Below are 22,092 nucleotides of genomic sequence, written 5' to 3'. Positions count from 1 at the left end.
CTACCCCCAAGAGTTCCGCGATGACGTCGTGGCGGTGGCCCGCCGCGCCCAGGCACCGCTGAGCCAGATCGCGAACCTGACTCGTGCCACTTTTCGCTGATCGCCGGTTCCCGTGAGTATTCAGCCTGGTAGTTGAGTTTCGGGGTTCGTGTTTGACACACCCCGCTGGGCGGTACGGTCGGGGATGTGGTGTTCGTGCGCAAGTCCCCGGGCCGGTCGGGGGCGGTGAAGGTCCAGATCGCGGAGCGGCGTGCGGGCCGTGACGTGGTGCTCGAGCACGTCGGCACCGCCCATGATGATGCCGAGCTCGCGGCGCTGATGGCGGTCGCGCGCGGCAAGCTCCACCCCGGCCAAGGCGAACTCACGCTCGATGGCGTCAGCCCCCACCCGGCTGAGGATCAGCCGAGCACGGTTGACATCACGTCGAAGTCGAACGCGGTGTTGTGGCAGGTACTTCAGGCCGCGTACACCGATCTGGGCTTCGACGTCGTCGATGACGAAGCGTTCGCGCAGCTCGTGCTGGCGCGGCTGATCGAGCCGACCTCGAAGGCCGACTCGCTGCGCGTCTTGCGTGAACTCGGGATCACTCACGCGTCGCTGCGGACCATGTTCCGCTCCCTGCAACGCGCTGGGGAGCGCGACTACCGCTCCCTCATCGCCGACGCCTGCTTCACTCACGCCGCGTCCGTGGGCGACATCAGCTTGTGCCTGTACGACGTCACGACCCTGTACTTCGAAGCCGAGGACGAAGACGCCCTGCGCAAGGTCGGCTACTCGAAGGAGCGGCGCGTCGACCCGCAGGTCGTCGTCGGACTCCTCGTCGACAGGAACGGCTTCCCGCTTGAGATCGGCTGCTTCGAAGGCAACAAGGCCGAGACCCTCACCCTGATCCCGATCGTGAACCAGTTCCGTCAACGCCACTCCCTCGAAGGGTTCGTGGTTGTCGCCGACGCCGGCATGCTGTCCGCGACCAACTTGCGCGAGCTCGATGACGCGGGACTGCATTTCATCGTCGGCTCCCGCACCACCAAGGCACCGGTCGATCTCGAGTCGCACTTCCGTTGGCATGGCGACGCCTTTCACGACGGGCAGGTCATCGACACCATCACGCCCCGCCACGGACGTGCCAAGGCTGGCGCATCGGACCCGATGGTCAAGGCCGAGCCCATCTGGAGCGAGGCTCATGAGAGCTCATGGCGGGCGGTATGGGCGTACTCCGCGAAGAGAGCGGTCCGCGACAACCGCACCCTGACCTTGCAGGAAGAACGCGCCCGGGACGTCGTCGCCGGCGACAAGGCCGCGCGGACGCCACGCTTCGTGAAGACCGTGAGCGGCTCCCGCAAGATCGACGAGGCGTCGCTGGCGCGCGCGCGACGCCTGGTCGGGCTCAAGGGCTACGTCACGAACATCCCCGCGAGCGTGATGCCCGCAGCCGAGGTCATGTCCAGCTATCACGACCTATGGCACGTCGAGCAGTCATTCCGGATGTCCAAGACCGACCTACGCGCCCGGCCGATCTTCCACCACACGCGCGACGCGATTCGCAAGCGCACCTCACGATCGTGTTCGCATCCCTCGCGATCAGCCGCTACCTCAACACCGCGACCGGGCTGACGGTGCGCAAGATCCTCCACGCGCTGAAGCCCATTCAGCAGATCACCGTCCGCATCGCCGGCCACGACCACATCGCCCGCGACCCCATCACCAAGCCCGCCCAAGCCATCCTCGACGCCCTCGACATCACCCTGGACTGACACACCCCGGTGGCACGAGTCAGGTGGCCCGCCGCGCCCAGGCACCGCTGAGCCAGATCGCGAAGGACTTCGGCATCTCCGAAGGCTCGCTGCTGAACTGGATGAAGAAGGCCGACATCGAGGACGGCCGGCGTCCCGGCGTGACCGAGGATGAGCGCAAGGAGCTGCGCGAAGCCAAGAAGCGGATCCGGCTCCTCGAGCAGGAGAACGAGGTCCTGCGCCGTGCTGCCGCCTTGTTGCGCCCCGGGTTTCGTGGAGGCCCGGTTAGTTGGAACCGGCCCCGACGGGGACGGGTGCTTCAGAGTAGTGGTCGGATCGGACGGTGGCCCAGTGGAGGGCCTCGAGCTCGACGGGTGAGACCATCCCGATTTCGCCATGGAGGCGTCGGTGGTTGAACCAGTCGACGTACTCGGCGGTGGCGATCTCGACGTCCGTGACGGACTTCCAACCGCCCTTGGGACGCATCACGGGGTTGCGGATGCACTCGGCTTTGAACAGCGAGTTCAACGCCTCGGCCATGGCATTGTCGTAACTATCACCCCTGCTACCAACCGATGCGACAGCCTCAGCTTCCGCCAGGCGCTCGCTGTAGCGAATCGCTCGATATTGAACTCCTCGGTCGCTGTGATGGATCAAACCGGACACGTCCTGACCGGCCCGCTGGCGCGTCCATAGGCCCATCTCAAGAGCGTCGAGGGCCAGGTCGGTACGTAGTGACGTCGACACTTGCCAGCCCACGATCATCCTGCTGAAGACGTCCAGGACGAACGCGACGTACGTCCAGCCGGCGTGGGTGCGCACGTACGTCAGGTCCGCGACCCACAGCTGGTTCGGCCCGTCAGCCGTGAACTGGCGCTCGACGAGATCGGCAGGCCGATCGGTCTCAGCGCCGTCGCCGAACGTGGTCTTGCGCGACTTCTCGCGCGTGATCCCTCGAAGCCCGTCGGCACGCATGAGACGTTCGACCGTGCACCGCGCGACCGCTATGCCCTCCCGGTTGAGCTCGGCATGGATCTTGCGCGCGCCGTACACGCCGAGGTTCGCCTTGTGGGCGTGGCGGATGTCGACGATCAGCTCCGCGTCGCGCACGGCACGCGCCGACGGGGGCCGGATCTTCGCTGCGTAGTAGCCGCTCGGGGCGATCTGCACGCCGGCCTCAGACAGGACCGTGCAGATCGGCTCGACCCCGACCTCGCGCCCATCGACCACGTCGTGGCGATGGGCGTCGACGTAGGCGACTACCTGCTGGTGGGGCGGTCGAGCTCCGCCGCGAAGAAAGCCGCCGAGGTCTTCAAGATGTGGTTCGCGCGCCGCAGCTCACGGACTTCTTGCTCGAGGCTGGCGATGCGCTCCGCCTCGGAGGTCGTGGTGCCCGGCCGGACGCCGCCGTCGATCTCCACTTGGCGGACCCAGCCTCGCAACGTCTCCCGGTGCATGCCGAGCTGATCGGCCACACGCGCGATCGCGCCCATCTTCGTCGCCGGGTCCTGACGAAGCTCGACGGCCATCCTCGTGGCCCGCTCACGCAGCTCGGCGGGGTACTTCCTCGGTGCTGACATGACTCTCATCCTCCATGGCTTGAGAGCCTCCACCGAACCCGGGGCGCAACACGTCGCTGTGATCGACGATGTCTGCCACGGGTGCGGTGATCGTGCTCGCTCGCTGGGTACGCAGTCGCGCTTCCTCGCTCACGAGCCCTTCGGGTGCCGGCCCACGACGCTGCTGGTCCGGGTGCGCCGATACCGGTGCGAGCCGTGTGGTCGGTTCTGGCTCGATGACCTTCGCGCTGCGGCCGATCCACGGGCGAAGATCTCGCGGGGTGGACTCGCGTGGGCACTACGCGCACTCGTCGTGGACCACCTCAGCGTGTCGCGGATCGCGGCGGGGCTCGGGGTCGCGTGGAACACCGCGAACGACGCGGTCCTGACCGAAGGACACCGCCAGCTGATCAACGACCCGACCCGCTTCGACGGCATCGCCGTGATCGGAGTCGACGAGCATGTGTGGCGGCACACCCGTTTCGGCGACGAGTACGTCACCGTCATCATCGACCTCACCCCGGTGCGTGACAGGGTCGGCCCGGCCCGCCTGCTCGACATGATCCCTGGCAGGTCCAAGGCCGTGTTCAAAACATGGCTATCGGAACGGTCCAAGGCTTGGGCCGACGGAATCGAAACGATCGCGATGGACGGCTTCGCGGGCTTCAAGACCGCCGCAGCCGAAGAGTTGCCTGCCGCGACGGCCGTGATGGACCCGTTCCATGTCGTGCGTCTCGCCGGCGACGCCCTCGACCAGTGCCGACGCCGCATCCAACAGGCCATCCATGGACATCGCGGTCACGCGGGCGACCCGCTCTACATGTCCCGCCGGGTCCTGCACACAGGGCTCGAGTTCCTCACCGAACGCCAGTGGGATCGGCTCGACGCCCTCTTCGACGCCGACGACCACGCTGAGGTCGAGGTCACCTGGGGCGTCTACCAGCGCCTCATCACCAACTACCGCAACCCCGACCGGGCTACTGCGCGCGCCGACTTCACGCCGCTGATCGAGTCGCTACGCACCGGCGTCCCTGCCGCACTGGTCGAGCTGCGACAACTCGGCCGCACCCTGAACAACCGCAAGTCCGACGTCCTCGCGTACTTCGACCGCCCCGGCACATCCAACGGACCGACGGAGGCGATCAATGGACGCCTCGAGCACCTGCGCGGCTCGGCCCTGGGCTTTCGGAATCTCACCCACTACATCGCCCGCTCACTCCTCGAGGCCGGCGGCTTCAGACCACTCCTACAGCCTCATCTGTGAAGAGCCCGTATACGCCGGAGTATCGGCGTGGGGCTGCGCGGCTGGTGATCGATACCGGGCGCACGATCGTCGCGGTGGCGCGTGAGATCGGCGTGGGTGAGGCCTTGTTGGGGCGCTGGGTCGCGGCCGAGCGGGCACGGTCGGGCGGGGGTGAGCGGCCGTTGGATGTCGACGAGCGGGCCGAGCTCGATCGGCTCAGGCGCGAGGTTGCCGAGCTGCGGATGGATAACGAGTTCTTGGGAAAAGCGGCGGCCTTCTTCGCCTCGAAGCACGACCGGAGGAACGGTTCGCGCTGATCGAGGCGGAGAAGGCCAACTACCCGGTCACCCGCATGTGCGACCTGCTTGGCGTGGACCGTCGCCGCTACTACGAGTGGCGGGCCAGGCAGGCCGCAGGGCCCTCCGCGCGCGAGCAACGCGATGCCGATCTCACGGCTCAGATCCGCGCGTTCCACGATGCGTCGGCTGGCACCTATGGGGCCCCGCGCATCCGGGCGGACCTGCGCGACGAGGGTGTGGCGGTGTCACGCAAGAAGGTCGCGTCGTTGATGAAAGACGCTGGTATCGCAGGGATCAGCCCGCGCACGTGGCATCCGCCGACCACGGTGCGTGGTGCCGACCCGTTCCCCGTGCCTGACCTTGTCGAGCGCGCTTTCGACACCGGCGCACGTGACTGCGTGTGGCTGTCCGACATCACGTATCTGCGCACCGGTGAGGGCTGGGCGTACCTGTGCGTCGTGCGCGATGGACACACCCGCAGGGTCCTGGGTCGGGCCGTCGCCGACTCGCTGCACACCGACGTGGTCGAGGCCGCGCTGCGCCAGGCCGTGGCCCTGCGCGGCGACCTGGCCGGCAAGGTCGTCTTCCACGCCGACCGCGGCGTCCAAGGCGGATTCAACTGGTCGTCGCAACACCTCGATCTAGAGGTGTGTGATGGCACGTCGTCAGCAGAATGCGGATCGCGCGATCAGGCCGAAGCTCAGGTCGCCGGGGCATCCGAAGTTCCAACGTCACGTCGAGGTCGCGTTCTGGGAGCAGATCGCGAAGGGTCTGCTCGCGGAGGAAGCCGCGGCGGTCGTCGGCGTGGCGCAGGCGGTAGGCGCGCGGTGGTTCCACAAGGCTGGCGGCATGCCGCCATTCGACATCAAGCAGCAGCATTTGGGCAGGTATCTGTCGTTCGCTGAACGCGAGGAGATCGCGCTGCTGCACGTTCAGGGCCGGGGTGTACGCGAGATTGCCCGCGTCATCGGACGCGACCCAGGTACCGTGTCGCGGGAGTTGCGCCGCAACGCGGCCACCCGCTCCAACTCGAGTGGCTATCGGGCGTCGGTGGCGCAGTGGAAGGCCGATATGGCCGCCAAGCGGCCGAAGGTCGCCAAGCTCGTCGCCAACCCTCGATTGCGGGCCTACGTCGAGGAGCGCCTGACGGGGCAGATCTGCTTGGCGGACGGCACGATCGTGCCCGGCCCGACACCACCGCGCTTCACCGGGCGGGGCAAGCCGCACCGCAAGGACCGGGCGTGGACGCAGGCGTGGAGCCCTGAGCAGATCTCGAACCGGCTGCCGATCGACTTCCCCGATGATGAGTCCATGCGTATCAGCCACGAAGCGATCTACCAGTCGCTGTTCATCGAGGGACGGGGTGCGCTCAAGCGTGAGCTGGTGTGGTGCCTGCGGACGGGGCGCGCGCTGCGAATGCCACGTGAGCGCTCAAGGCGCAAGACGTGGGCCCACGTCACCCCCGAGACGCTGATCAGCGAACGCCCCGCCGAGGCCGACGACCGGGCCGTGCCCGGCCACTGGGAAGGCGACCTCCTCATCGGGCTTGAGCGGTCCGCGATCGGCACCGTCGTGGACCGCACGACACGCTTCACAATGCTCGTGCACCTTCCCCGTGAGGAGGGCTACCGGCACAAGGAGACACCGAAGAACGGACCGGCGCTGGCCGGCTACGGCGCACTCACGATGGCGAAGGCACTGACGAACACCATGTCGACGCTGCCGACCGAGCTGGCACGGTCGCTGACCTGGGATCGTGGCAAGGAGATGTCCGCGCACGCCCAGTTCAAGGTCGCCACCGGCATTCCGGTGTTCTTCGCCGACCCGCAGTCGCCGTGGCAGCGCGGCACGAACGAGAACACCAACGGGCTGCTGCGCCAGTACTTCCCCAAGGGCACCGACCTATCCCGCTGGTCCGCCGACGAGCTCGCCGCCGTCGCCCACGCACTCAACACCAGACCCCGAAAGACCCTCGGTTGGAAGACCCCAGCCGAAGCCTTCAACGAGCAACTAGTCTTGCTCACACAAGCCGGTGTTGCATCGACCGGTTGAACCTGGTCAATACACCAGCGCACAGATCGCCGCTGCCGCCAAGGAACTCGGACTGCTGCGATCGATGGGCCGCACCGGCGTGTGTTGGGATAACGCCCCGGCCGAGTCGTTCTGGTCGGTGTTCAAAAACGAGTACTACCACCGGCACGTCTTCGCGACCATCGAGGATGCCCGGCGAGGCTCCTACACCTGGATCGACGGCTGGTACAACGCCCGCCGACGCCACAGCGCCCTGGGCTACCTCAGCCCGCTAGAGTACGAACGCCACCAGCTCGCGCTGGCCGCATGACCAACCAACTACCTGTCCGGGAAACGGGGTCAACTTCACAGTGGTTGACGCGGTGCCAAAGGATCAGCGCGGAGTTGTCCAGCATGACGAGGAGCGCCAAGCGTCTCAGCACAGAACCTGACGACTTCAGATCCTTGCGAATAAGTCGGGAGGTGGACTCAGCACACTGTGGACAGGCGCGAGACGCGCGTGAGTGGAGATTCAAGACCGTCGCCCCCGTAATGCCAGCCTGGCCGCCCCGGTTTGTCCTGTCAATGGGCCGGGTGTTCGTACACGAATAATATGCGGGGACCTACACATTGTGCCGAGGCCACCCAGCGGCGCACGGAGGATGGCATCGCGCACCGACCTCGAGCGCTAAATTTTAGTACGACGTGCTCATTTACATCGGTAGAGTAGCGGCGTGGCATCCGGGCGCAATGTGACTCTCCTCGCACTGAACTACTCGCCCGAGCCCACCGGCAACGCCCCGTACACCACCGCTCTCGCACGCCGATTGGTGGAGAACAGCGGGGTGACGGCCGTGACCGGCTTCCCCCACTACCCCCAGTGGTCGCGGTATGCAGAGTACCCCGGTCTGTACGCGCGGTCCGAGGACCAGGGGGTTGATCTGCGCCGCGTTGCCCACTGGATCCCGAACCCGCCGCGCGGCCTCAAGCGGCTGCTCTCGGAGCTTCATTTCGGGTTGCACCAGATGAACTCGCCCTGGGGCCGCACCGACGCCGCGATCCTGGTCTCCCCGGCGCTGTTCGCATCTGCGCTCTGTGCGGTGCGTCTGCGATTCCCACGGCGCATCCCCCACGCGGTGTGGGTACAGGACCTCTACACCCACGGAATGATGGAGACCGGCGAGGGCTCGAGCATCGCTGTCCGCATCGCCAAGACGGTCGAGCGGTGGCTCTTGAAGCACGCCGACGCGGTCGTCGCCATCCATCCGGCCATGCGCGAGCGCATGATCCGCGACCTGGGCGCCGATCCCGATCGCACCTTCGTGATCCGCAATTGGTCGCACGTGTCGCCCTCGCCCCGGCGCCGGGACGATGCACGGGCAAGGCTTGGGTGGGACCCGGCGGCGCGCATCGTCCTCCACAGCGGCAACATGGGTCGCAAGCAGGGCCTCACGACTGTGGTCGAGGCCGCGCGCCTCGCCCACCAACGCGGCGACGATGTCCAGTTCATTCTGTTGGGCGACGGCGCCGAGCGCGCCGAGCTCGAGTCGCTCGCGGACGGCGCACCCACCCTGCGATTCATCGACCCGCTATCGGATGAGTTGTTCCCCGACGCGCTGGCGGCAGCGGACGTCCTGCTGGTGAATGAGCTCCCCGGGGTCAAGGAGATGGCGGCGCCGTCCAAGTTGACGTCGTACTTCGCAGCGGAGCGGCCAGTGCTCGCCGCGGTGGATCCCGAGGGAATCGTTGCAGGCATCCTCAGGGAGTCGCAGGCTGGCCGGATCACTCCGTCCGGCGATCCTCACGGCCTGCTCGACGCGGCATTGGAGTACCTCGAGGACTCGGACGCACTGGATGCCGCCGCCTTGGCAGGTGCCGCGTACTGGCGCTCTCACCTGTCGGAGGATGCCGCGATCAAGTCATGGCTCGAAGTTCTGGACGTAGTAACCCAGCGGAAAACTGCGCCCGGTACCCTGGCCTCCTGAGCGGAACTCACGACCACACCGACACATGGGGGAACCGACGTGGCCGAGAAGGCATTCATCACCGGTATCACGGGCCAGGACGGCAGCTACCTCGCCGAGCTCCTGCTGAGCAAGGGGTATGAGGTCCATGGCTTGATCCGTCGGGCTTCCACCTTCAATGTCCCGCGTCAAGTAGTTGGCAGGATTTCTTCGGTTTCAAAGGTGGGGATGGTCGGGTCTGCCAGCCCCTGGTGGACCTCGGCGGGCCGGTTCCAGGCGATCGCCTCGTGAGATCGCACGTGGTTGTAGTCGGCGCGGTACGCGTCGATTTGGTCGACGAGGTCCAGGGCGTCGTCGATCTCGTGGCGGTACAGCCACTCGTACTTCATCGATCCGAAGCCGCGCTCGCGCGAGCCGTTCTGGCCCGGCGTGCGGACGCGGGTGCGGACGTGGCACAGCTCGGGATGGGCGGCGATGAACGCCTCGAACGTGAACGACCGGAACGGTCCGCCGTTGTCCGTCACGATCGTCACCACCGGGATCAACAGACCCGTCTCGGGGTCCTCCACCGCCAGATCGCGCAGCGGCCGGCCGAGCATCGCTTCAGCCTCCGCGAGGGCCTTCTCGACGGCGGCGATGGCGTCGTACATGTTCGCACTCGGTGACACGTGAGCGTCGAACTCGAACTTGGACCAGTAGTCGCGGCAGGCGGCGATGCGCCACGTGCCGCCGGCGGTGGTTTCGAACTCGCTGAAGTCCAGCTGCCACACCTGATTCGGCCCCGTCGGTTCGGTCGCGAACGCCGCTTTGCGTCGCTGCGCGAGCTGCTTGCGTTCCCGCTGGTAGTGGGCGGGCAGCAGCAGTCCCTCGGCGCGAAGCGTGCGCAGCACGGTCGCCTCGGACGTGCGCACGCCGTCGTGGCGCACCATCGCCCAGATCTTGCGGTGCCCCCACGCCGGATGCGCGGTCGCGTGCGCCACGACATGCTCACGCACGGCGGTGCGCGCGGGTTGCGGCCACGGCCCCTTCACCTGCTCGCCGCCACGAGCACGCGCTTGCCAACGCCGCCACGTCCGCTCGGGCATGTCGAAGATCTCGCAGAACCTCGAGGTCGACATGCCCGCCTCTACGCGGATCATCTCGAGGTCCGTGAAGGGCCCAAGCGGCCCTCCGCGGACTTCTTCCACACCCGGATCTCGACCGCCGCCTCACCCAGCGCTTGCGTCAGCTCCGTGACCTCAGCCTCAAGCTGCTGCTCGCGTGTTGACGGACCCGAGCGGCCCGATGTGAGGGCGCTCTTGCCGGCCTCGAGGAAGTCGGCCTTCCAGCGGCCGATCGACTGCTCCGAGACCTTCTCCTTACGGGCCGCCTCAGCAATCGACAACTCGCCGGCCAGCACTGCCAGGACGATCCTGGTCTTCTTCTCCGCGGGGATCTGCGGGGGTCTTCCCATGACTGACTCTCCGTTCAGGACTCAACTAACAGCCCTGCCACTAAGTCTGACGCGCGACAGGTCGACCCCACCCGCACCCCCATCCTGGGAGGCAAACGAGCCCTCGACCTCCACCCACCCCAAGCACCACCACAAGCCGCATGAGTGCGCCGCGGCACGACACTGCCACGCGTGGCACCGCCTAGGCTGGAGCGGTGAGCTACGCGCGCCTCGACCGGGACCCGCATCGCGCCCTGACCGAGGCCCGCGAGGGTCGGTCCGAGGGAATCATCGTCCCCACGTCGGGTTCGACCGGAGCCCCACGCGACGTGCTCGTGAGCGCGGCCGCGATCCGTGCATCGGCCGCACTCACCGCCGCCCGACTGGCGGGCGACTCAGACCCTGCGGCGACCGCGTCGTGGCTCCTCGCACTCCCTCCCACGCGGATCGGCGGCGCGATGGTCATCGCCCGCGCGATCCTCGCGGGCACCGCACTAGCGACCATGCCAGCGGGCCCCTTCACGGCATCCGCATTCGCGAGCGCCGCCGCCGCAATGCCCCACTCCGGCCCGCGCCGAGTCTCGCTCGTGCCCACCCAGCTCAGGCGCCTCCTCTCGGATCCCGAGGGGCGCGCAGCACTCGCCACCTTCGACAACGTCCTGGTGGGCGGCGCCGCCCTGACCGAGCCGGACGCCCCCGCGAACGTCGTGACCACCTACGGCATGTCCGAGACCACGGGCGGCTGCGTCTACGACGGCATTCCGCTCGACGGCGTCGGGGTTCGGGTCGACGCCGACGGGCGCATCTGGCTGTCGGGGCCCACCCTGGCGCTCGGCTACGCTGACGGCGACGCCTCCGACTTTCGGGAGCGCGACGGCACCCGCTGGTTCGTCACGAGCGACCTGGGCGAACTGTCCGGCGGACGGCTTCGCGTGCTCGGCCGCGCCGACCACGTCATCAACACCGGCGGCGTCAAGGTCCATCCGCAGCGCGTCGAGCTCGCGATCGAGCGCGCGGGAGCCGCGGCGGCGGCCGTGGTCGGTGTGCCCGACCCCGACTGGGGCGAGCGCGTGGTCGCGGTAGTCGAGGGCGACATCGACGCGGACGCACTGGCCGCAGCCCTCGACACCCTGGAGCGCTACGAGAGGCCGCGGAGCATCATCCGGGTCGCGCGCCTGCCCCGCACCCCGGGTGGGAAGATGGACCGGCCCGCCGCCCGGAGGCTGGCGCAACAGGAGGATCGATGACCACCACCGCCGACTGGATCGCGGGCGCCCGCCCACGCACGCTGTGGACCGCGGCAGTGCCCGTGATCGTGGGAACGGCGTCAGCCATCGCGATCGGCGGCTTCCGCCTGCTGCCCGCGGTCCTCGCGCTCGGCGTCGCGCTCGCCCTCCAGGTGGGCTCGAACTACGCCAACGACTACTCGGACGGGGTGCGCGGCACCGACATCGACAGGATCGGCCCCGAGCGGCTGGTCGCGTCGGGCAAGGCGCTGCCGTCCTCGGTCAAGCGCGCCGCGTACCTCTCGTTCGCGGTCGGAGCGGTGCTGGGCCTGGCGCTCGTCGTGGTCGCGGGACCGTGGTGGCTCCTTGCGGTGGGTGCGGTCGCGATCGTGGCCGCGTGGACCTACACGGGCTCGTCCCGGCCCTACGGATACGACGGCTGGGGAGAGGTGAGCGTCTTCATCTTCTTCGGACCGGTCGCGACCCTGGGAACGATGCTCACACAGGCCGGCACGGTGACGTGGTGGGCTGCGGCGGCATCGGCGGGCGTGGGGCTCTACGCCGTCTCGCTCCTGCTGGTCAACAACATCCGCGACCTCGCGACGGACGCCCTCGCCGGCAAGCGCACGCTCGCCGTCAAGGTGGGCGAGGTGCGCGCGCGCCAGCTCTTCGCGGCGTCCGTGACCCTGCCGATCGGACTCGCCGTCGTGGTGGCCTTCGCTCACCCGTGGGCGCTGCTCGCCACGATGGTCGCGCTGCCCGCCGTGATCATCGCGCTCGGGATGCGCATGGGGGCGTCGGGCGCGAACTTCGGCGTGATGTTCCGCGGCATCAGCGGCGTGGGGCTCGCCTACGGGCTCCTCCTCGCGATGGGCATCGCGCTCTAGCGAGCTGCGCGATCAGCGGTGGTCGGGCGCGGCGTCCGACGCGCCGTCTGCCCCGATCTCCGAGTCCTCCTCGGCATCGAGCTCCCGCAGTCCCTTCTCGGAGCGGTTGATCCACCCATCCATCTGCACCGCCGCGCGCTGACGCAGTCCCGGCAGCGCGATGTACGACAACAGCCAGGCCACGATGAACGCGGCGAAGAACGCAATCACGTCCCGCCAGTTCACGGCCCACAGCACCCCGAGGACGACGAGGAAGATGCCCGTGCGGGCACCCCAGTACGCGACAACGCTCATGGCTCCACGGTACCCGGCGTAAACTTGATCGATGCTCCGCTACCTGCCCGTGCTGCTCTATGTGGGCCTCGTGATCTACGCGCTCGCGGACATGACCCAGCGTCCCGACAAGGCGCCCTACGGCGTCCCCAAGTGGGGCTGGGCCGTCATCATCGTCGTGGTGCCCATCCTCGGTGCCGGAGCCTGGATCGTGCTGAGCAAGTTCTATCCGGACCAGCCCACGCAGGGGCGCACGCGACCCAGCGCGCCGGACGACGACCCGGAGTACCTCGCGTGGCTGCGCGATCAGGCACGCAGGCGCCGCCAGAGCGGCGAGGAACAGGGCCGGTAACTAGCCGAGCGTGCTGGCGGTCGCGTCGGCAGTCGCGCCAGCCGCGTGGTGCGCCGCGTGCGCGACAACGTCGACGTCGACGTCGACTTCGCCGCCCGACCACGTCACGCGGTACTCCCCGCGGCGCCCTCGATCCGAAGGTTGCCGTCGGCATCGGTCACCGCGGCCGCCGGACCGCTCCACCACTCGCGCGTCACGAGGTCGCGGAGCACGTCGTACGAGGGCTTGGGCGTGCCGTCGGCACGAATGAGCCCGGCGGGAGCATCAAGCCATTGGCCGCGGTCCTGGAGACCCCACCACGTGATGGACTCGACGGCCGGGTGGTCCCATACGGCGCGATAGTGCGCCTCAAGCTCGCGCGCCTGGCGCTCCTCACCCTCCGGCGTGGACGGCCACGCGTCGACCACGTAGTCGTTGAGGTCGACGATCTCGGCAGGCATGAGCGCGCCCGACACCAGGCTGGTCTCGGTTAGTTGCAGCGGCAACCCGAACCGGCCGAACCGGTCGAGGATCTCGGTGACCTGCTCGGCTCCGCGATAGCCCTGGTGCATGTGGGTCTGCAGCCCCAGTGCGTCGATCTCGATGCCCGCGGCCAGGCACTCCTCGATGAGGAGTTCGTACTCGGCACTGAGGTTGAAGTCGTTGAGCACCAGGCGTGCCGACGGGTTCGCGGCGCGCGCCGTCTCGAACGCGAGCCGCACCACCTCGACCCGTCCGCGTGCCTTCGCCAGCTCGGTGATCGCGTTGTCCTCCGCCGTGAAGACGGGCAGGATCACGGCCTCGTTGATCGCGTCGAACTCCTCGATGATCCCCGAGAAGGCCGCGGCGTCGCGGGCGATCCGCGCGCGCACCGTGTTCTCGACGTCACGCTCCGACCGCCCGAGCAGCCACTCGGGGGCGAGCGTGTGCCAGAGCAGCGGGTGCCCCTTGACGCGCACGCCATGCCCGCGCAGCCAGCGCGCGGTGGCCGCGATGCGATGCGTGTCCGGCCGTCCCGGCACCGTCTCAAACCAGCGCCAGTACAACGGGAGCGTCGCGCGGTTAAACACCGCGAGCCACTGCGCGGCCTCGCGCGCGGTGTGCGCGGGATCCGCGGCCGCGCCTCCCGGGATGAGCTCGAAGGCGGTGCAGCCGAACCCAAACGCGTGCGATCGCTGCTCGACCAGCACTGGCTCGTGCGCCGCCGGGGCGCCGGTCGCGTCCGTGAGACGGACGGTCGCGGCGCCCCGGCGGGGGTGAGGCGCTGGAGTCATCGCACGCGCGAGAGCGTGCGGCGGCGGGACTCCCGCGTCGCCGCCACCCGCTCCCCCACGAGGCTCACCACGCCCTCGGCATGCCGGATGCGCGGCGTGCCCACCCACAGCTCGACGTCACCGGGCTCGACCGATCGCACCAGGTCCCTGCCCGTGAATGCGAGCCGCGCGGCCGGAATGTCGAACTCGACCCGGACGCTCGCACCCGCCTCGAGCGGCACGCGCGCGAATCCCACGAGCTGCGCGAGCGGACGCGTGACCGAGGCCCTGCGCTGACGTGCGTAGACCTGCACCACCTCGTCACCCTGGCGCTGCCCGGTGTTGCGCACCGTGACGGCGAGCGAGATTGCCCCGTCCGTCGCGGCATCGGCCACCTCGAGGCCCTCGTAGGCGAACGTCGTGTACGACAGCCCCTCACCGAAGGTCATGGGCACCACGGAGGACAGGTTCGTCACGTCCGAGTCCGCGCCGAGGCGGGGGTGGATGTACGTGAACGGCTGCGCCCCGGTCGACCGCGGGATGCTGACCGGCAGCCGCCCCGAGGGGTTGACCCGGCCCGACAGCACGCCCGCGATCGCGCGCGCACCCTCCTCGCCAGGGAAGAACGCCTGCACCACAGCGGCACAGCGCTCGAGCGCCCAGCCGACGGCGTACGGCCGGCCCGTCACCAGCACCAACACGACCGGCGTGCCGGTCTCGAGCACGGCCTCGATGAGTTCGCGCTGGACTCCCGGAAGCTCGAGCGAGTCGGTGTCACACCCCTCGCCCGAGGTTCCACGCCCGAACAGCCCCGCCTGGTCGCCCATGACCATGACGGCCACGCTCGCCTCGCGGGCCGCCGCGACGGCCTCGTCGAAGCCGGAGCGGTCATCGCCCTGGACCTCGCAGCCGCGCGCATACGTGGCGCCACCCATCTCGGAGCGAAGCGCTTCGAGAACGGTCGGGACCTCGAGGCCCAGCTCCGTCCCGGGACGCTTGTCGAGCACGTGGTTGGCGAACGAGTAGCAGCCAAACATCGCCTGGTAGCGATCCGCATTCGGGCCGATCACCGCGATGGAAGGACAGCCGTCCTCCCCCAGCGGCAGCGTGCCGTCGTTGCTGAGCAGCACGATGCCTCGCTCGGCCAACAGTCGCGCCACCTCGCGGTGCTCGGGACCGTCGAGTTCGACGCCGGTGGGAGACGGACCGTTGAAGCGCTCGTCGAGCAGCCCCAACTGCTCCTTCTGCGCGAGGATCCTGCCGACGGCGCGGTCGACGAGCGCCTCGGGAACGCGTCCCGACCGCACGGCAGCCGCGAGCGGCGCGAGGTACGCGTCACCCGTGGGCAGCTCGACGTCGATGCCCGCGGTGAGCGCGAGCGCGGCCGCCTCGGACAGGTCCTCGGCGATCCCGTGGAGCAGGTGCAGGAAGGCGACGCCGAAGTAGTCGGCCACCACCACGCCATCGAAGCCCCACTCGTCGCGCAGCACGCCCTCAAGCAGCGTCGGGTCCGCCGCGGTGGGCATCCCGTCGATCTCGGTGTACGCGTGCATGACGGACTTCACGCCGCCGTCGATGACCGCCATCTCGAACGGCACCATCATGATGTCGCGCAGTTCGCGCGGACCCATCGACACGGGGCCGAAGTTGCGGCCCGACCGCGACGCGGAGTACCCCACGAAGTGCTTCAGGGTCGCGTGCACGCCCTCGGACTGCACGCCCTCGACATAGCTGGTTCCGAGCTCGCCCACGAGGTACGGGTCCTCCGCGATGCACTCCTCGACCCGCCCCCAGCGGGGGTCGCGGACCACGTCCACCACGGGCGCAAGCCCCTGGTGCACGCCGAGCGCGCGGCAGTCACGGCCGATCAGTGCGCCCATGCGGGCCACGAGCTCGGGATCGAACGCGGCGCCCCACGTCAGCGGACCGGGGTACGTCGCGGCCTTCCACGCGGACAGACCCGTGAGGATCTCCTCGTGCACGATCGCGGGGATGCCCAGCCGTGTGCCCTCCACGAGCGCCCGCTGGCGCTCCCACAGCGTCGCCGCCCGGGCATCGGCGTCCAGCGGAGTGGTCCCGTAGATGCGGGTGAAGTGGCCGATGCCGTGCGCGGTGGCCTCCTCGAGGCCGCCGGTGACGGACACCTCCCCTGCAGGGGGCGACCACGTCGCCCTTCTCGTCCTCCCAGAATCCCGTGATCTGCGCGAGCTTCTCCTCGAGCGTCATGCGCGACACGAGGTCCGCGACGCGCGAGCTGACGGCGGCGGATGCGACGGCCGTCATCCCTTCACCGCGCCGGTCAGGCCATCCACGATCCTGCGCTCCATGAGCAGGAAGAACACGAGCGCGGGCAGCATTGCGAGCGACGTGTACGCCATGATCATGGTGGTCGCCGCGGAGTGCTGGCCCTGGAACGTGGTCACACCGAGCGGCAGGGTCATGCCGCTCGGGTCGCCCGTGAGCAGCAGCAGCGGCAGCAGGTACGCGTTCCACGAGCCGATGAACGCCAGCACGCCGACCGTCACCATCGCGGGACGCGCGAGCGGGAGCAGCATCCGCCAGAAGAAGCCGATGCGCGAGATGCCGTCCATGAACGACGCCTCCTCGAGCTCCTTGGGCAGGGCCGCGAGGAACGGGCGCAGGATGATGATGGTCACCGGCAAGCCGAAGGCGATCTGCGGGATCACGAGTCCCCACAGGCCCGAGATGCCCATGTCGCGCAGCAGCAGGTACAGCGGCAGCACCGCGACGGTGAGCGGGAACATCAGGCCGGTCGTGAAGATCACGAAGATGAACTCGCGGGCCTTGAACGAATACCGCGCGAGCGGATACGCGGCCATCGTGCCGAAGAGCACGACTCCCGCGGTGGTGGCCACCGCGACCAGCGTCGAGTTGAGCAGCTGGCGCCAGAACATCGGCTTGGACAGGATGTCCCAGTAGTTCTGCCACATGAATGGGTCGGGCAGACCCGTCGGGTTCGCCGCGAGGTCGCCCTGCGTGCGGAATCCGCCCAGGATGAGGTAGAGGATCGGGCCCAACGTGAGGCCCACACCGACGAGCGCGATGCCGATCGCGACGTAGGTCGAGCCCTCGGGGAGCAGGCCGCCGCGACGGCGGGTGCGCCCGGTCGAGCGCGGCGTCTCGGTACGCGTGTTCAGGTCGACAGCCATCGCCGTTACCTGGCCTTTCGGGGGTGAGCGTTGTCGCGTCGCAGGATGGTCGCCATGTAGGCCAGCGCGATGACAAAGGAGAGGATGAACATGATCACGGCGATCGCGGAGCCATAGCCCCAGTCCGCGCGGAAGAAGCCGATCTCCATCATGTAGCTGGCGATGGTCGAGTACTGCCCCGCGGTGCCGCCTCGGTTGAGGACCCACACCATGTCGAAGAGCTGAATCGAGCCGATGATCGACAGGAACGCCCAGATGCGGATCGTGGGGCCGATCAGGGGGATGTTGATCCGCCACTGGATCTGCCACCAGCTGGCGCCATCGATCGCGGCGGCCTCCTGGAGGTCCTCGCTCACTCCGGACAGTCCCGCGAGGAAGAGGATGATCGCCAGTCCCACGTACTTCCACGTGATGATGAAGAACACGGTCCAGAAGCCCCACGTGGGGTCCTCGAGCCATCCACCCGCGGGCGAGTCGAGTCCGATCGACTGCATGAACTCGGTGGCGATGCCGTTGGGGTCGAAGATGATCAACCACATGATTCCGGCGATGACCTCGCTCAACACATAGGGAGCGAAGATCACGACGCGCGTGAAGGCGCGGCCGCGGAACTTGCGGTTCAGCGTGAGGGCGACCAGCAGTGCGATGGGCAACTGGACCGCCATCGACAGGAAGATGATCGCAAAGTTGTGGCTCAGTGCCTGCCAGAAGGGCTCGGAGTAGGCCGTCACGAACGCCTCTTGCGTGGCGGGGTCCGTGCCACCGAAGAGGGCTCGCGCGTAGTTCTCGAAGCCGATGAACTCGGCGTCGGAGAACTGCGACACGCCGTTCCACTTGTAGAGGCTGAACCGGGCCGCCGAGACGACCGGGTAGACCACGAAGGTCAGGAACAGGACCAGCGCGGGTCCCACGAAGAGGGCGATCTCCGCCCACTTGCGCACCGTGTCACGGCGCGGGTGATCAGTTGCAGGGGTCACCGGGCGCGGCCCCGCCGCCGACGCTTGCGCGTCGACGGCGGGGACCGTGCTGCGACCCGAGGCCTCCAGTGCAGTCACCAGGGAGCCTCGCTTTCTTGGGTCTCGAGAGTGGATCAGGCAGTCGCCGCGGCGGCGATCATCGCGTTGACAACGCCCTGGGCGTCGCCCGTGCCGTTGAAGATGTTGACGATGCCGTCGTTCATGGCGCCGCCCACGTTCGGGCCGAGGAGGGTGTCCATCCACAGCTGCACGTAGGCCGCGCTGCTGGTGGTCTGGGCGATCTCCTGGAGAACAGGGGAGGCGATGGCGTCGGCGGCAGCCGGAGCAACCGGCAGGCCACCCACGGCCTCGGCGTAGCCACGCTGGACGTCGTCGCTCACGATGTAGGCGAGGAAGTCAGCGCACTCGGCGGGAGCGTCGACGTAGCACGAGAAGCCATCGCCACCACCCATCGCCGCGCTCGGGTCACCCGCACCGCCATCTGTGGCGGGCATCGGGAACCAGTCGAGGTCGTCGAGCAGGGCCTGGTTGGCCTCGTCCGATCCGTCCGTGAAGCCCTGGTACACGAAGTAGTTCCACTGGCCCATGAGCTCCATCGCCGCGGTGCCGTTGGCCACCATGCCGGCGGACGACGTGGCACCCACCTGCGCGACGGTCGACATGAACTGGTCCTGGAACGGCTTAGTGGCGATGAACTCCTCGAGCTGCGTGCCGGCGTCAAGCCAGCACGGGTCGCTGAAGTCGAGGGTCGTGCCGGCCGCGGCCACCACGTCCTGCGAGCACGAGCGCAGCGCGAAGTTGTACCACCAGTGAGCAGCCGGCCAGCCGTCGGCCGCACCCACCGCGATCGGCGTAATGTCGGCGGCCTTCAGCTTGTCGACCGCGTCGGCGAGCTCGTCCATCGTGGTCGGCTCGGCGGTGATGCCCGCCTGCTCGAACAGCGACTTGCGGTACCAGATGCCCTCGACCGCGAACTGGTACGGAAGGCCGTACGTGACCTCGCCCACCTGCCACGGAGCGACACCGCCGCCGAGGCGCTCGATGTCATCCGCCAGCACGTCGGACAGGTCCATGAGGTAGCCGGCCTCGGCCTGAGCGGCCATCTCGCCGCCGCCCCACTGCTGGAAGAGGTCCGGGGCATCGCCCGACTGCAGCGCGGTGGGAATGCGGGTGCGCTGGAGGTCCTCGTTCTGAATCTGCTCAATCTCGATGGTGACGTTCGGGTTGGCCGCCATGTAGTCGGCCGCCACCTTGTCCCAGTAGTCGCCCATCGAGTTCTCACCGGAATCACCGGCGACGCCGTTGTGCCACCAGGTGAGAGTGACGGGCTCGGCGGCCCCTCCCGTTGCGCCGCTGGTCGCGCCGCCCTCGGGCTCCTCGTTCGAGCTGCACGCTGCAAGCAGCGCCATGGATGCTGCGATCGCCACCCCTGCGGTGACCCGTCGCATGTTCGCCATGATTTCCCCTTTCGTCTCCGTTGACTCAAGCCGAACAGTGGTGAGTGTGGCACCTTCGCGCCCGGCACGTCAATCGTTATCGATAACGTTTTCGCAACGGGATCGCGTGAATCGCTATAGTGCGAACCATGGAACCTGTCGCCCGGGTGAAGCTTGCCGACGTCGCCCGCATCGCGGGCGTGTCGGTCGCCACCGTATCCAAGGTGGTCAATGGCCGCTACGGCGTGTCCAAGGACACCATGGCCCGCGTCCAGGGCGTCATCGACGACCTCGGCTACGCGGGCAACCTCTCCGCCGCGGGTCTGCGCGGACAGCGCACCAACGTCCTCGGCATCCTGGTGGGTGGCTTCGAGCCCTTCGCGGCCGAGCTCCTCAAGGGCGCATGGACCGGGGCGGAGAACAGCGGATATGAGCTGCTCGCGCACTCCGGCGGCCACGGCCACGGCTGGGAGCGGCGCTCCCTCGCGCGGCTCGCCGGCACGCTCATCGACGGAGCGGTACTGGTCACGCCCACGGTCCTCAACACCGCGACCGGCGTGCCCGTCGTGGCGATCGACCCGCACTACGGCCCGTCCTCCCTCCCCACCGTCGACTCCGACAACTTCGGTGGCGCGTACACCGCGACAGAGCACCTGCTCGACCTGGGACATCGCAGGATCGCCTTCCTCGGCGGTCGCCACGACCTCGACTCGGGCCGCAGGCGCGAGGAGGGCTTCCGCGCCGCGATGAAGGCCGCGGGCGTCCCGATCGACGAGGACCTCGCGGTGGAGACGAGCTACGAGCCCGACCTCGCGGCCCACGCCACGGAGTCCATGCTGAGCCTGCCCGATCGCCCCACCGCGATCTTCGCCGCCAACGACACGACGGCGCTCGCCGCGATGGACGTCGCTCTCGACATGGGGCTGTCAGTTCCGGGCGACGTGTCGATCGTCGGCTTCGACGACATCCCCGAGGCGGTCGCCGCCCCCGTGCCGCTCACCACCGTGCGGCAGCCTCTCCAAGCGATGGGAGCGGAGGCGATGTCGATGCTGCTGACGATGGTCAGGGGCGGCACGTGCGAGCAGCACGTGCGCATGGACACGACACTGACGGTGCGCGACTCGACGGCACCGCCAGCGTCTACCGCACCGCCCGCTTCCTAGCGAGCGCCGGCTTAGGCTCCGTACAACTCCAGCACCTGCGCACCCACGCGCTGGATGTCGAACTGACGCACGTGCTCGGCCTGCTCGGCGTGCAGCTCCGCGCGCAGCTCGGCGTCGCGCACGAGCCGCTCGAGTGCCGCGGCGAACGCGACGTCGTCCGCGGCGTCGACACTCACCTCGGGTCGCGGCCCGATCACCGAGAGGTAGCCGGGGTTGGCCCCCGCCAGCACCACGCCCGCGCCCGACGCCATCGCCTCGACCAGCACGATCCCGAAGCTCTCGCCTCCCGTCGCGGGGAAGACCGCGATGTCGGCATCGGCGTAGAAGGCCGCCTTGTCCTCCTCCGCGACGAACCCAAGCAGCGCCACGCGCTCGAGCCCCAGCTCTGCGACCTCCTCGGCGACCGCATCGGCGAGGGGACCCTTGCCCCCGATACGCAGCTCGATCCGCTCACGCACCTCGCCCGGCAGCAGCGCCACCGCCCCCAGCAGCTCGAGCACGCCCTTGCGCGGGACCAGCCGGCCCAGGAAGGACACCACCAGCCGCCCGTCCTCGCCGGGCGCCGGCACGCGCGCGGCGGCCTCGGCGGCGAAGCGACTCACGTCGACGGGACAGGGGATCACACGCGGAGCGATCCCGAACGCGCGACCGGCGAACGCGGCAGCGGGCGCCGACACCGCGCAGAACGCGTCGAACTTACGTAGGTTGCGCGCGAGTGCGCGTCCCAGCGCGTGCGTTCCCCACTCCGCGACCCGCGAGTCGGGAAGGATGTGGAAGGTCCCCACGATGCGCACCGAGCGCGCCTGCAGCCTGCGTGCCTCGTCGACCACGCGCGCCGCGAACAGCGGCGAGTGGGGGGTCTGGACGTGGATGACGTCGTAGCGCTCGGCCTCGAGTAGCGCGCGGATCGCGCGGCGCGACGTGGGCCTCGGCACGCGCAGGCCGTTGCCGTTGAACGTGACACCCACATTGCGGGCGAGCGAGTGCACCGTGACGTCCGAGCGGTCCGCCGCCTCGGAGCACAGCACGTGCACCTCGTGCCCGGCACGCATGAGGAAGCCCGCAAGCGTCATGACGTACTGCTGCACCCCGTCGGGGCGATCGATCGAGTCGTCTAGCACCAGCGCAATCTTCAT

18 protein-coding genes and 5 pseudogenes are annotated in these 22,092 nt (G+C 68.7%); 13 read left to right on the top strand and 10 right to left on the bottom strand.

The genetic code is table 11. From position 1 onward, the window contains the following. Positions 1 to 186 precede the first annotated feature (186 nt). A pseudogene (locus QUE44_RS12050) lies at positions 187 to 1,754 on the top strand (IS1634 family transposase). Beyond that, positions 1,751 to 1,993: pseudogene (locus tag QUE44_RS12040) on the top strand (hypothetical protein); the annotation flags it as partial. The pseudogenes QUE44_RS12050 and QUE44_RS12040, both read left to right, overlap by 4 nt. Before the next feature lie 25 nt (positions 1,994 to 2,018). Here QUE44_RS12040 and QUE44_RS12035 read toward each other — a convergent pair. Further along, positions 2,019 to 3,313 (bottom strand): IS3 family transposase gene (locus QUE44_RS12035; protein ID WP_286214830.1). Its coding sequence is split into 2 segments (ribosomal slippage): positions 2,019 to 3,034 and positions 3,034 to 3,313, totalling 1,296 coding nucleotides; the frame shifts between segments, so codons are not numbered across the junction. Here QUE44_RS12035 and QUE44_RS12030 point away from each other — a divergent pair. From QUE44_RS12030 to QUE44_RS12005, 7 genes and pseudogenes are all read left to right on the top strand, one after another. Then, positions 3,312 to 4,556 (top strand): ISL3 family transposase, encoded by a 1,245-nt coding sequence (locus QUE44_RS12030; RefSeq protein WP_286214829.1) that lies wholly within the window; start codon positions 3,312 to 3,314, stop codon positions 4,554 to 4,556. The genes QUE44_RS12035 and QUE44_RS12030 overlap by 2 nt on opposite strands. Then, positions 4,553 to 4,852, top strand: a complete 300-nt coding sequence (locus QUE44_RS12025) for a transposase (RefSeq protein ID WP_286214828.1) — start codon at positions 4,553 to 4,555, stop codon at positions 4,850 to 4,852. Before QUE44_RS12030 ends, QUE44_RS12025 begins: the two co-directional genes overlap by 4 nt. Then, positions 4,849 to 5,430, top strand: a pseudogene (locus tag QUE44_RS14190) (IS3 family transposase); the annotation flags it as partial. The gene QUE44_RS12025 and the pseudogene QUE44_RS14190, both read left to right, overlap by 4 nt. A gap of 58 nt (positions 5,431 to 5,488) precedes the next feature. Continuing rightward, positions 5,489 to 6,886 (top strand): IS30 family transposase, encoded by a 1,398-nt coding sequence (locus tag QUE44_RS12020; protein WP_286214827.1) that lies wholly within the window; start codon positions 5,489 to 5,491, stop codon positions 6,884 to 6,886. Then, complete coding sequence (locus QUE44_RS12015) at positions 6,870 to 7,175, top strand: integrase core domain-containing protein (protein WP_286214826.1); 306 nt, start codon at positions 6,870 to 6,872, stop codon at positions 7,173 to 7,175. Before QUE44_RS12020 ends, QUE44_RS12015 begins: the two co-directional genes overlap by 17 nt. Positions 7,176 to 7,578: 403 nt before the next feature. After that, a complete protein-coding gene (locus QUE44_RS12010) occupies positions 7,579 to 8,829 on the top strand; it encodes a glycosyltransferase family 4 protein (protein ID WP_286214825.1) in 1,251 nt (416 codons plus the stop codon). Positions 8,830 to 8,868: 39 nt separating this feature from the next. Further along, positions 8,869 to 8,997, top strand: a pseudogene (locus QUE44_RS12005) (GDP-mannose 4,6-dehydratase); the annotation flags it as partial. Here the strand turns inward: QUE44_RS12005 and QUE44_RS12000 are convergent. After that, the gene (locus tag QUE44_RS12000; protein ID WP_286214824.1) at positions 8,997 to 9,947 is read right to left on the bottom strand and encodes an integrase core domain-containing protein; all 951 of its coding nucleotides are present in this window, start codon (positions 9,945 to 9,947) and stop codon (positions 8,997 to 8,999) included. The pseudogene QUE44_RS12005 and the gene QUE44_RS12000 sit on opposite strands and share 1 nt — an antisense overlap. Continuing rightward, on the bottom strand, positions 9,944 to 10,261 hold the full coding sequence (locus tag QUE44_RS11995; RefSeq protein ID WP_286214823.1) for a helix-turn-helix domain-containing protein: 318 nt from the start codon (positions 10,259 to 10,261) through the stop codon (positions 9,944 to 9,946). Before QUE44_RS11995 ends, QUE44_RS12000 begins: the two co-directional genes overlap by 4 nt. Before the next feature lie 194 nt (positions 10,262 to 10,455). Between QUE44_RS11995 and QUE44_RS11990 the strand changes: the two genes are divergently transcribed. Continuing rightward, complete coding sequence (locus QUE44_RS11990) at positions 10,456 to 11,487, top strand: AMP-binding protein (RefSeq protein ID WP_286214822.1); 1,032 nt, start codon at positions 10,456 to 10,458, stop codon at positions 11,485 to 11,487. Further along, on the top strand, positions 11,484 to 12,353 hold the full coding sequence (locus QUE44_RS11985; RefSeq protein WP_286214821.1) for a 1,4-dihydroxy-2-naphthoate polyprenyltransferase: 870 nt from the start codon (positions 11,484 to 11,486) through the stop codon (positions 12,351 to 12,353). The genes QUE44_RS11990 and QUE44_RS11985 overlap by 4 nt, the downstream gene beginning before the upstream one ends. A 12-nt stretch (positions 12,354 to 12,365) precedes the next feature. Here the strand turns inward: QUE44_RS11985 and QUE44_RS11980 are convergent, their stop codons facing one another. Then, positions 12,366 to 12,647: a DUF4229 domain-containing protein gene (locus QUE44_RS11980; RefSeq protein WP_286214820.1), complete on the bottom strand. Its 282-nt coding sequence runs from the start codon at positions 12,645 to 12,647 to the stop codon at positions 12,366 to 12,368. A gap of 31 nt (positions 12,648 to 12,678) precedes the next feature. Between QUE44_RS11980 and QUE44_RS11975 the strand changes: the two genes are divergently transcribed. Beyond that, positions 12,679 to 12,978, top strand: coding sequence for a PLD nuclease N-terminal domain-containing protein (locus QUE44_RS11975; protein ID WP_286214818.1), 300 nt, complete (start codon positions 12,679 to 12,681; stop codon positions 12,976 to 12,978). 104 nt (positions 12,979 to 13,082) lie between these two features. Here QUE44_RS11975 and QUE44_RS11970 read toward each other — a convergent pair whose 3' ends face one another. The 5 genes and pseudogenes from QUE44_RS11970 to QUE44_RS11950 all read right to left on the bottom strand — a co-directional run bounded on the left by QUE44_RS11970 (position 13,083) and on the right by QUE44_RS11950 (position 19,814). Next, positions 13,083 to 14,231, bottom strand: a complete 1,149-nt coding sequence (locus tag QUE44_RS11970) for an endo-1,4-beta-xylanase (protein WP_286214817.1) — start codon at positions 14,229 to 14,231, stop codon at positions 13,083 to 13,085. Then, positions 14,228 to 16,493: pseudogene (locus QUE44_RS11965) on the bottom strand (beta-xylosidase/alpha-l-arabinosidase). The gene QUE44_RS11970 and the pseudogene QUE44_RS11965 overlap by 4 nt, the downstream one beginning before the upstream one ends. After that, positions 16,490 to 17,380, bottom strand: coding sequence for a carbohydrate ABC transporter permease (locus QUE44_RS11960; RefSeq protein WP_286214815.1), 891 nt, complete (start codon positions 17,378 to 17,380; stop codon positions 16,490 to 16,492). The pseudogene QUE44_RS11965 and the gene QUE44_RS11960 overlap by 4 nt, the downstream one beginning before the upstream one ends. Before the next feature lie 5 nt (positions 17,381 to 17,385). Continuing rightward, on the bottom strand, positions 17,386 to 18,435 hold the full coding sequence (locus QUE44_RS11955; protein ID WP_286214814.1) for a carbohydrate ABC transporter permease: 1,050 nt from the start codon (positions 18,433 to 18,435) through the stop codon (positions 17,386 to 17,388). A 35-nt stretch (positions 18,436 to 18,470) separates the two neighbouring features. After that, on the bottom strand, positions 18,471 to 19,814 hold the full coding sequence (locus tag QUE44_RS11950; protein WP_286214813.1) for an ABC transporter substrate-binding protein: 1,344 nt from the start codon (positions 19,812 to 19,814) through the stop codon (positions 18,471 to 18,473). A 128-nt stretch (positions 19,815 to 19,942) separates the two neighbouring features. Here QUE44_RS11950 and QUE44_RS11945 point away from each other — a divergent pair, with 128 nt between their 5' ends. Beyond that, the gene (locus QUE44_RS11945) at positions 19,943 to 20,956 is read left to right on the top strand and encodes a LacI family DNA-binding transcriptional regulator (protein WP_286214812.1); all 1,014 of its coding nucleotides are present in this window, start codon (positions 19,943 to 19,945) and stop codon (positions 20,954 to 20,956) included. Positions 20,957 to 20,967: 11 nt separating this feature from the next. Here QUE44_RS11945 and QUE44_RS11940 read toward each other — a convergent pair whose 3' ends face one another. Next, entirely contained in the window at positions 20,968 to 22,092 is a 1,125-nt protein-coding gene (locus QUE44_RS11940; RefSeq protein ID WP_286214811.1) for a glycosyltransferase family 4 protein, read from the bottom strand.

The organism is Demequina sediminis, from assembly GCF_030296675.1.
Lineage (GTDB): Bacteria > Actinomycetota > Actinomycetes > Actinomycetales > Demequinaceae > Demequina > Demequina sediminis.
Note: the sequence above shows the minus strand (reverse complement) of the source record. Positions and strands in the feature narration are given on the sequence as shown.

What these genes read in the sequence shown, in the direction of transcription:
- QUE44_RS12030 (WP_286214829.1), top strand. Translation starts at nt 3,312, where the DNA reads ATGACTCTCATCCTCCATGGCTTGAGAGCCTCCACCGAACCCGGGGCG.
- QUE44_RS12020 (WP_286214827.1), top strand. Translation starts at nt 5,489, where the DNA reads ATGGCACGTCGTCAGCAGAATGCGGATCGCGCGATCAGGCCGAAGCTC.
- QUE44_RS12000 (WP_286214824.1), bottom strand. Translation starts at nt 9,947, where the DNA reads ATGATCCGCGTAGAGGCGGGCATGTCGACCTCGAGGTTCTGCGAGATC.
- QUE44_RS11995 (WP_286214823.1), bottom strand. Translation starts at nt 10,261, where the DNA reads ATGGGAAGACCCCCGCAGATCCCCGCGGAGAAGAAGACCAGGATCGTC.
- QUE44_RS11985 (WP_286214821.1), top strand. Translation starts at nt 11,484, where the DNA reads ATGACCACCACCGCCGACTGGATCGCGGGCGCCCGCCCACGCACGCTG.
- QUE44_RS11980 (WP_286214820.1), bottom strand. Translation starts at nt 12,647, where the DNA reads ATGAGCGTTGTCGCGTACTGGGGTGCCCGCACGGGCATCTTCCTCGTC.
- QUE44_RS11975 (WP_286214818.1), top strand. Translation starts at nt 12,679, where the DNA reads ATGCTCCGCTACCTGCCCGTGCTGCTCTATGTGGGCCTCGTGATCTAC.
- QUE44_RS11970 (WP_286214817.1), bottom strand. Translation starts at nt 14,231, where the DNA reads ATGACTCCAGCGCCTCACCCCCGCCGGGGCGCCGCGACCGTCCGTCTC.
- QUE44_RS11960 (WP_286214815.1), bottom strand. Translation starts at nt 17,380, where the DNA reads ATGGCTGTCGACCTGAACACGCGTACCGAGACGCCGCGCTCGACCGGG.
- QUE44_RS11950 (WP_286214813.1), bottom strand. Translation starts at nt 19,814, where the DNA reads ATGGCGAACATGCGACGGGTCACCGCAGGGGTGGCGATCGCAGCATCC.
- QUE44_RS11945 (WP_286214812.1), top strand. Translation starts at nt 19,943, where the DNA reads ATGGAACCTGTCGCCCGGGTGAAGCTTGCCGACGTCGCCCGCATCGCG.
- QUE44_RS11940 (WP_286214811.1), bottom strand. Translation starts at nt 22,092, where the DNA reads ATGAAGATTGCGCTGGTGCTAGACGACTCGATCGATCGCCCCGACGGG.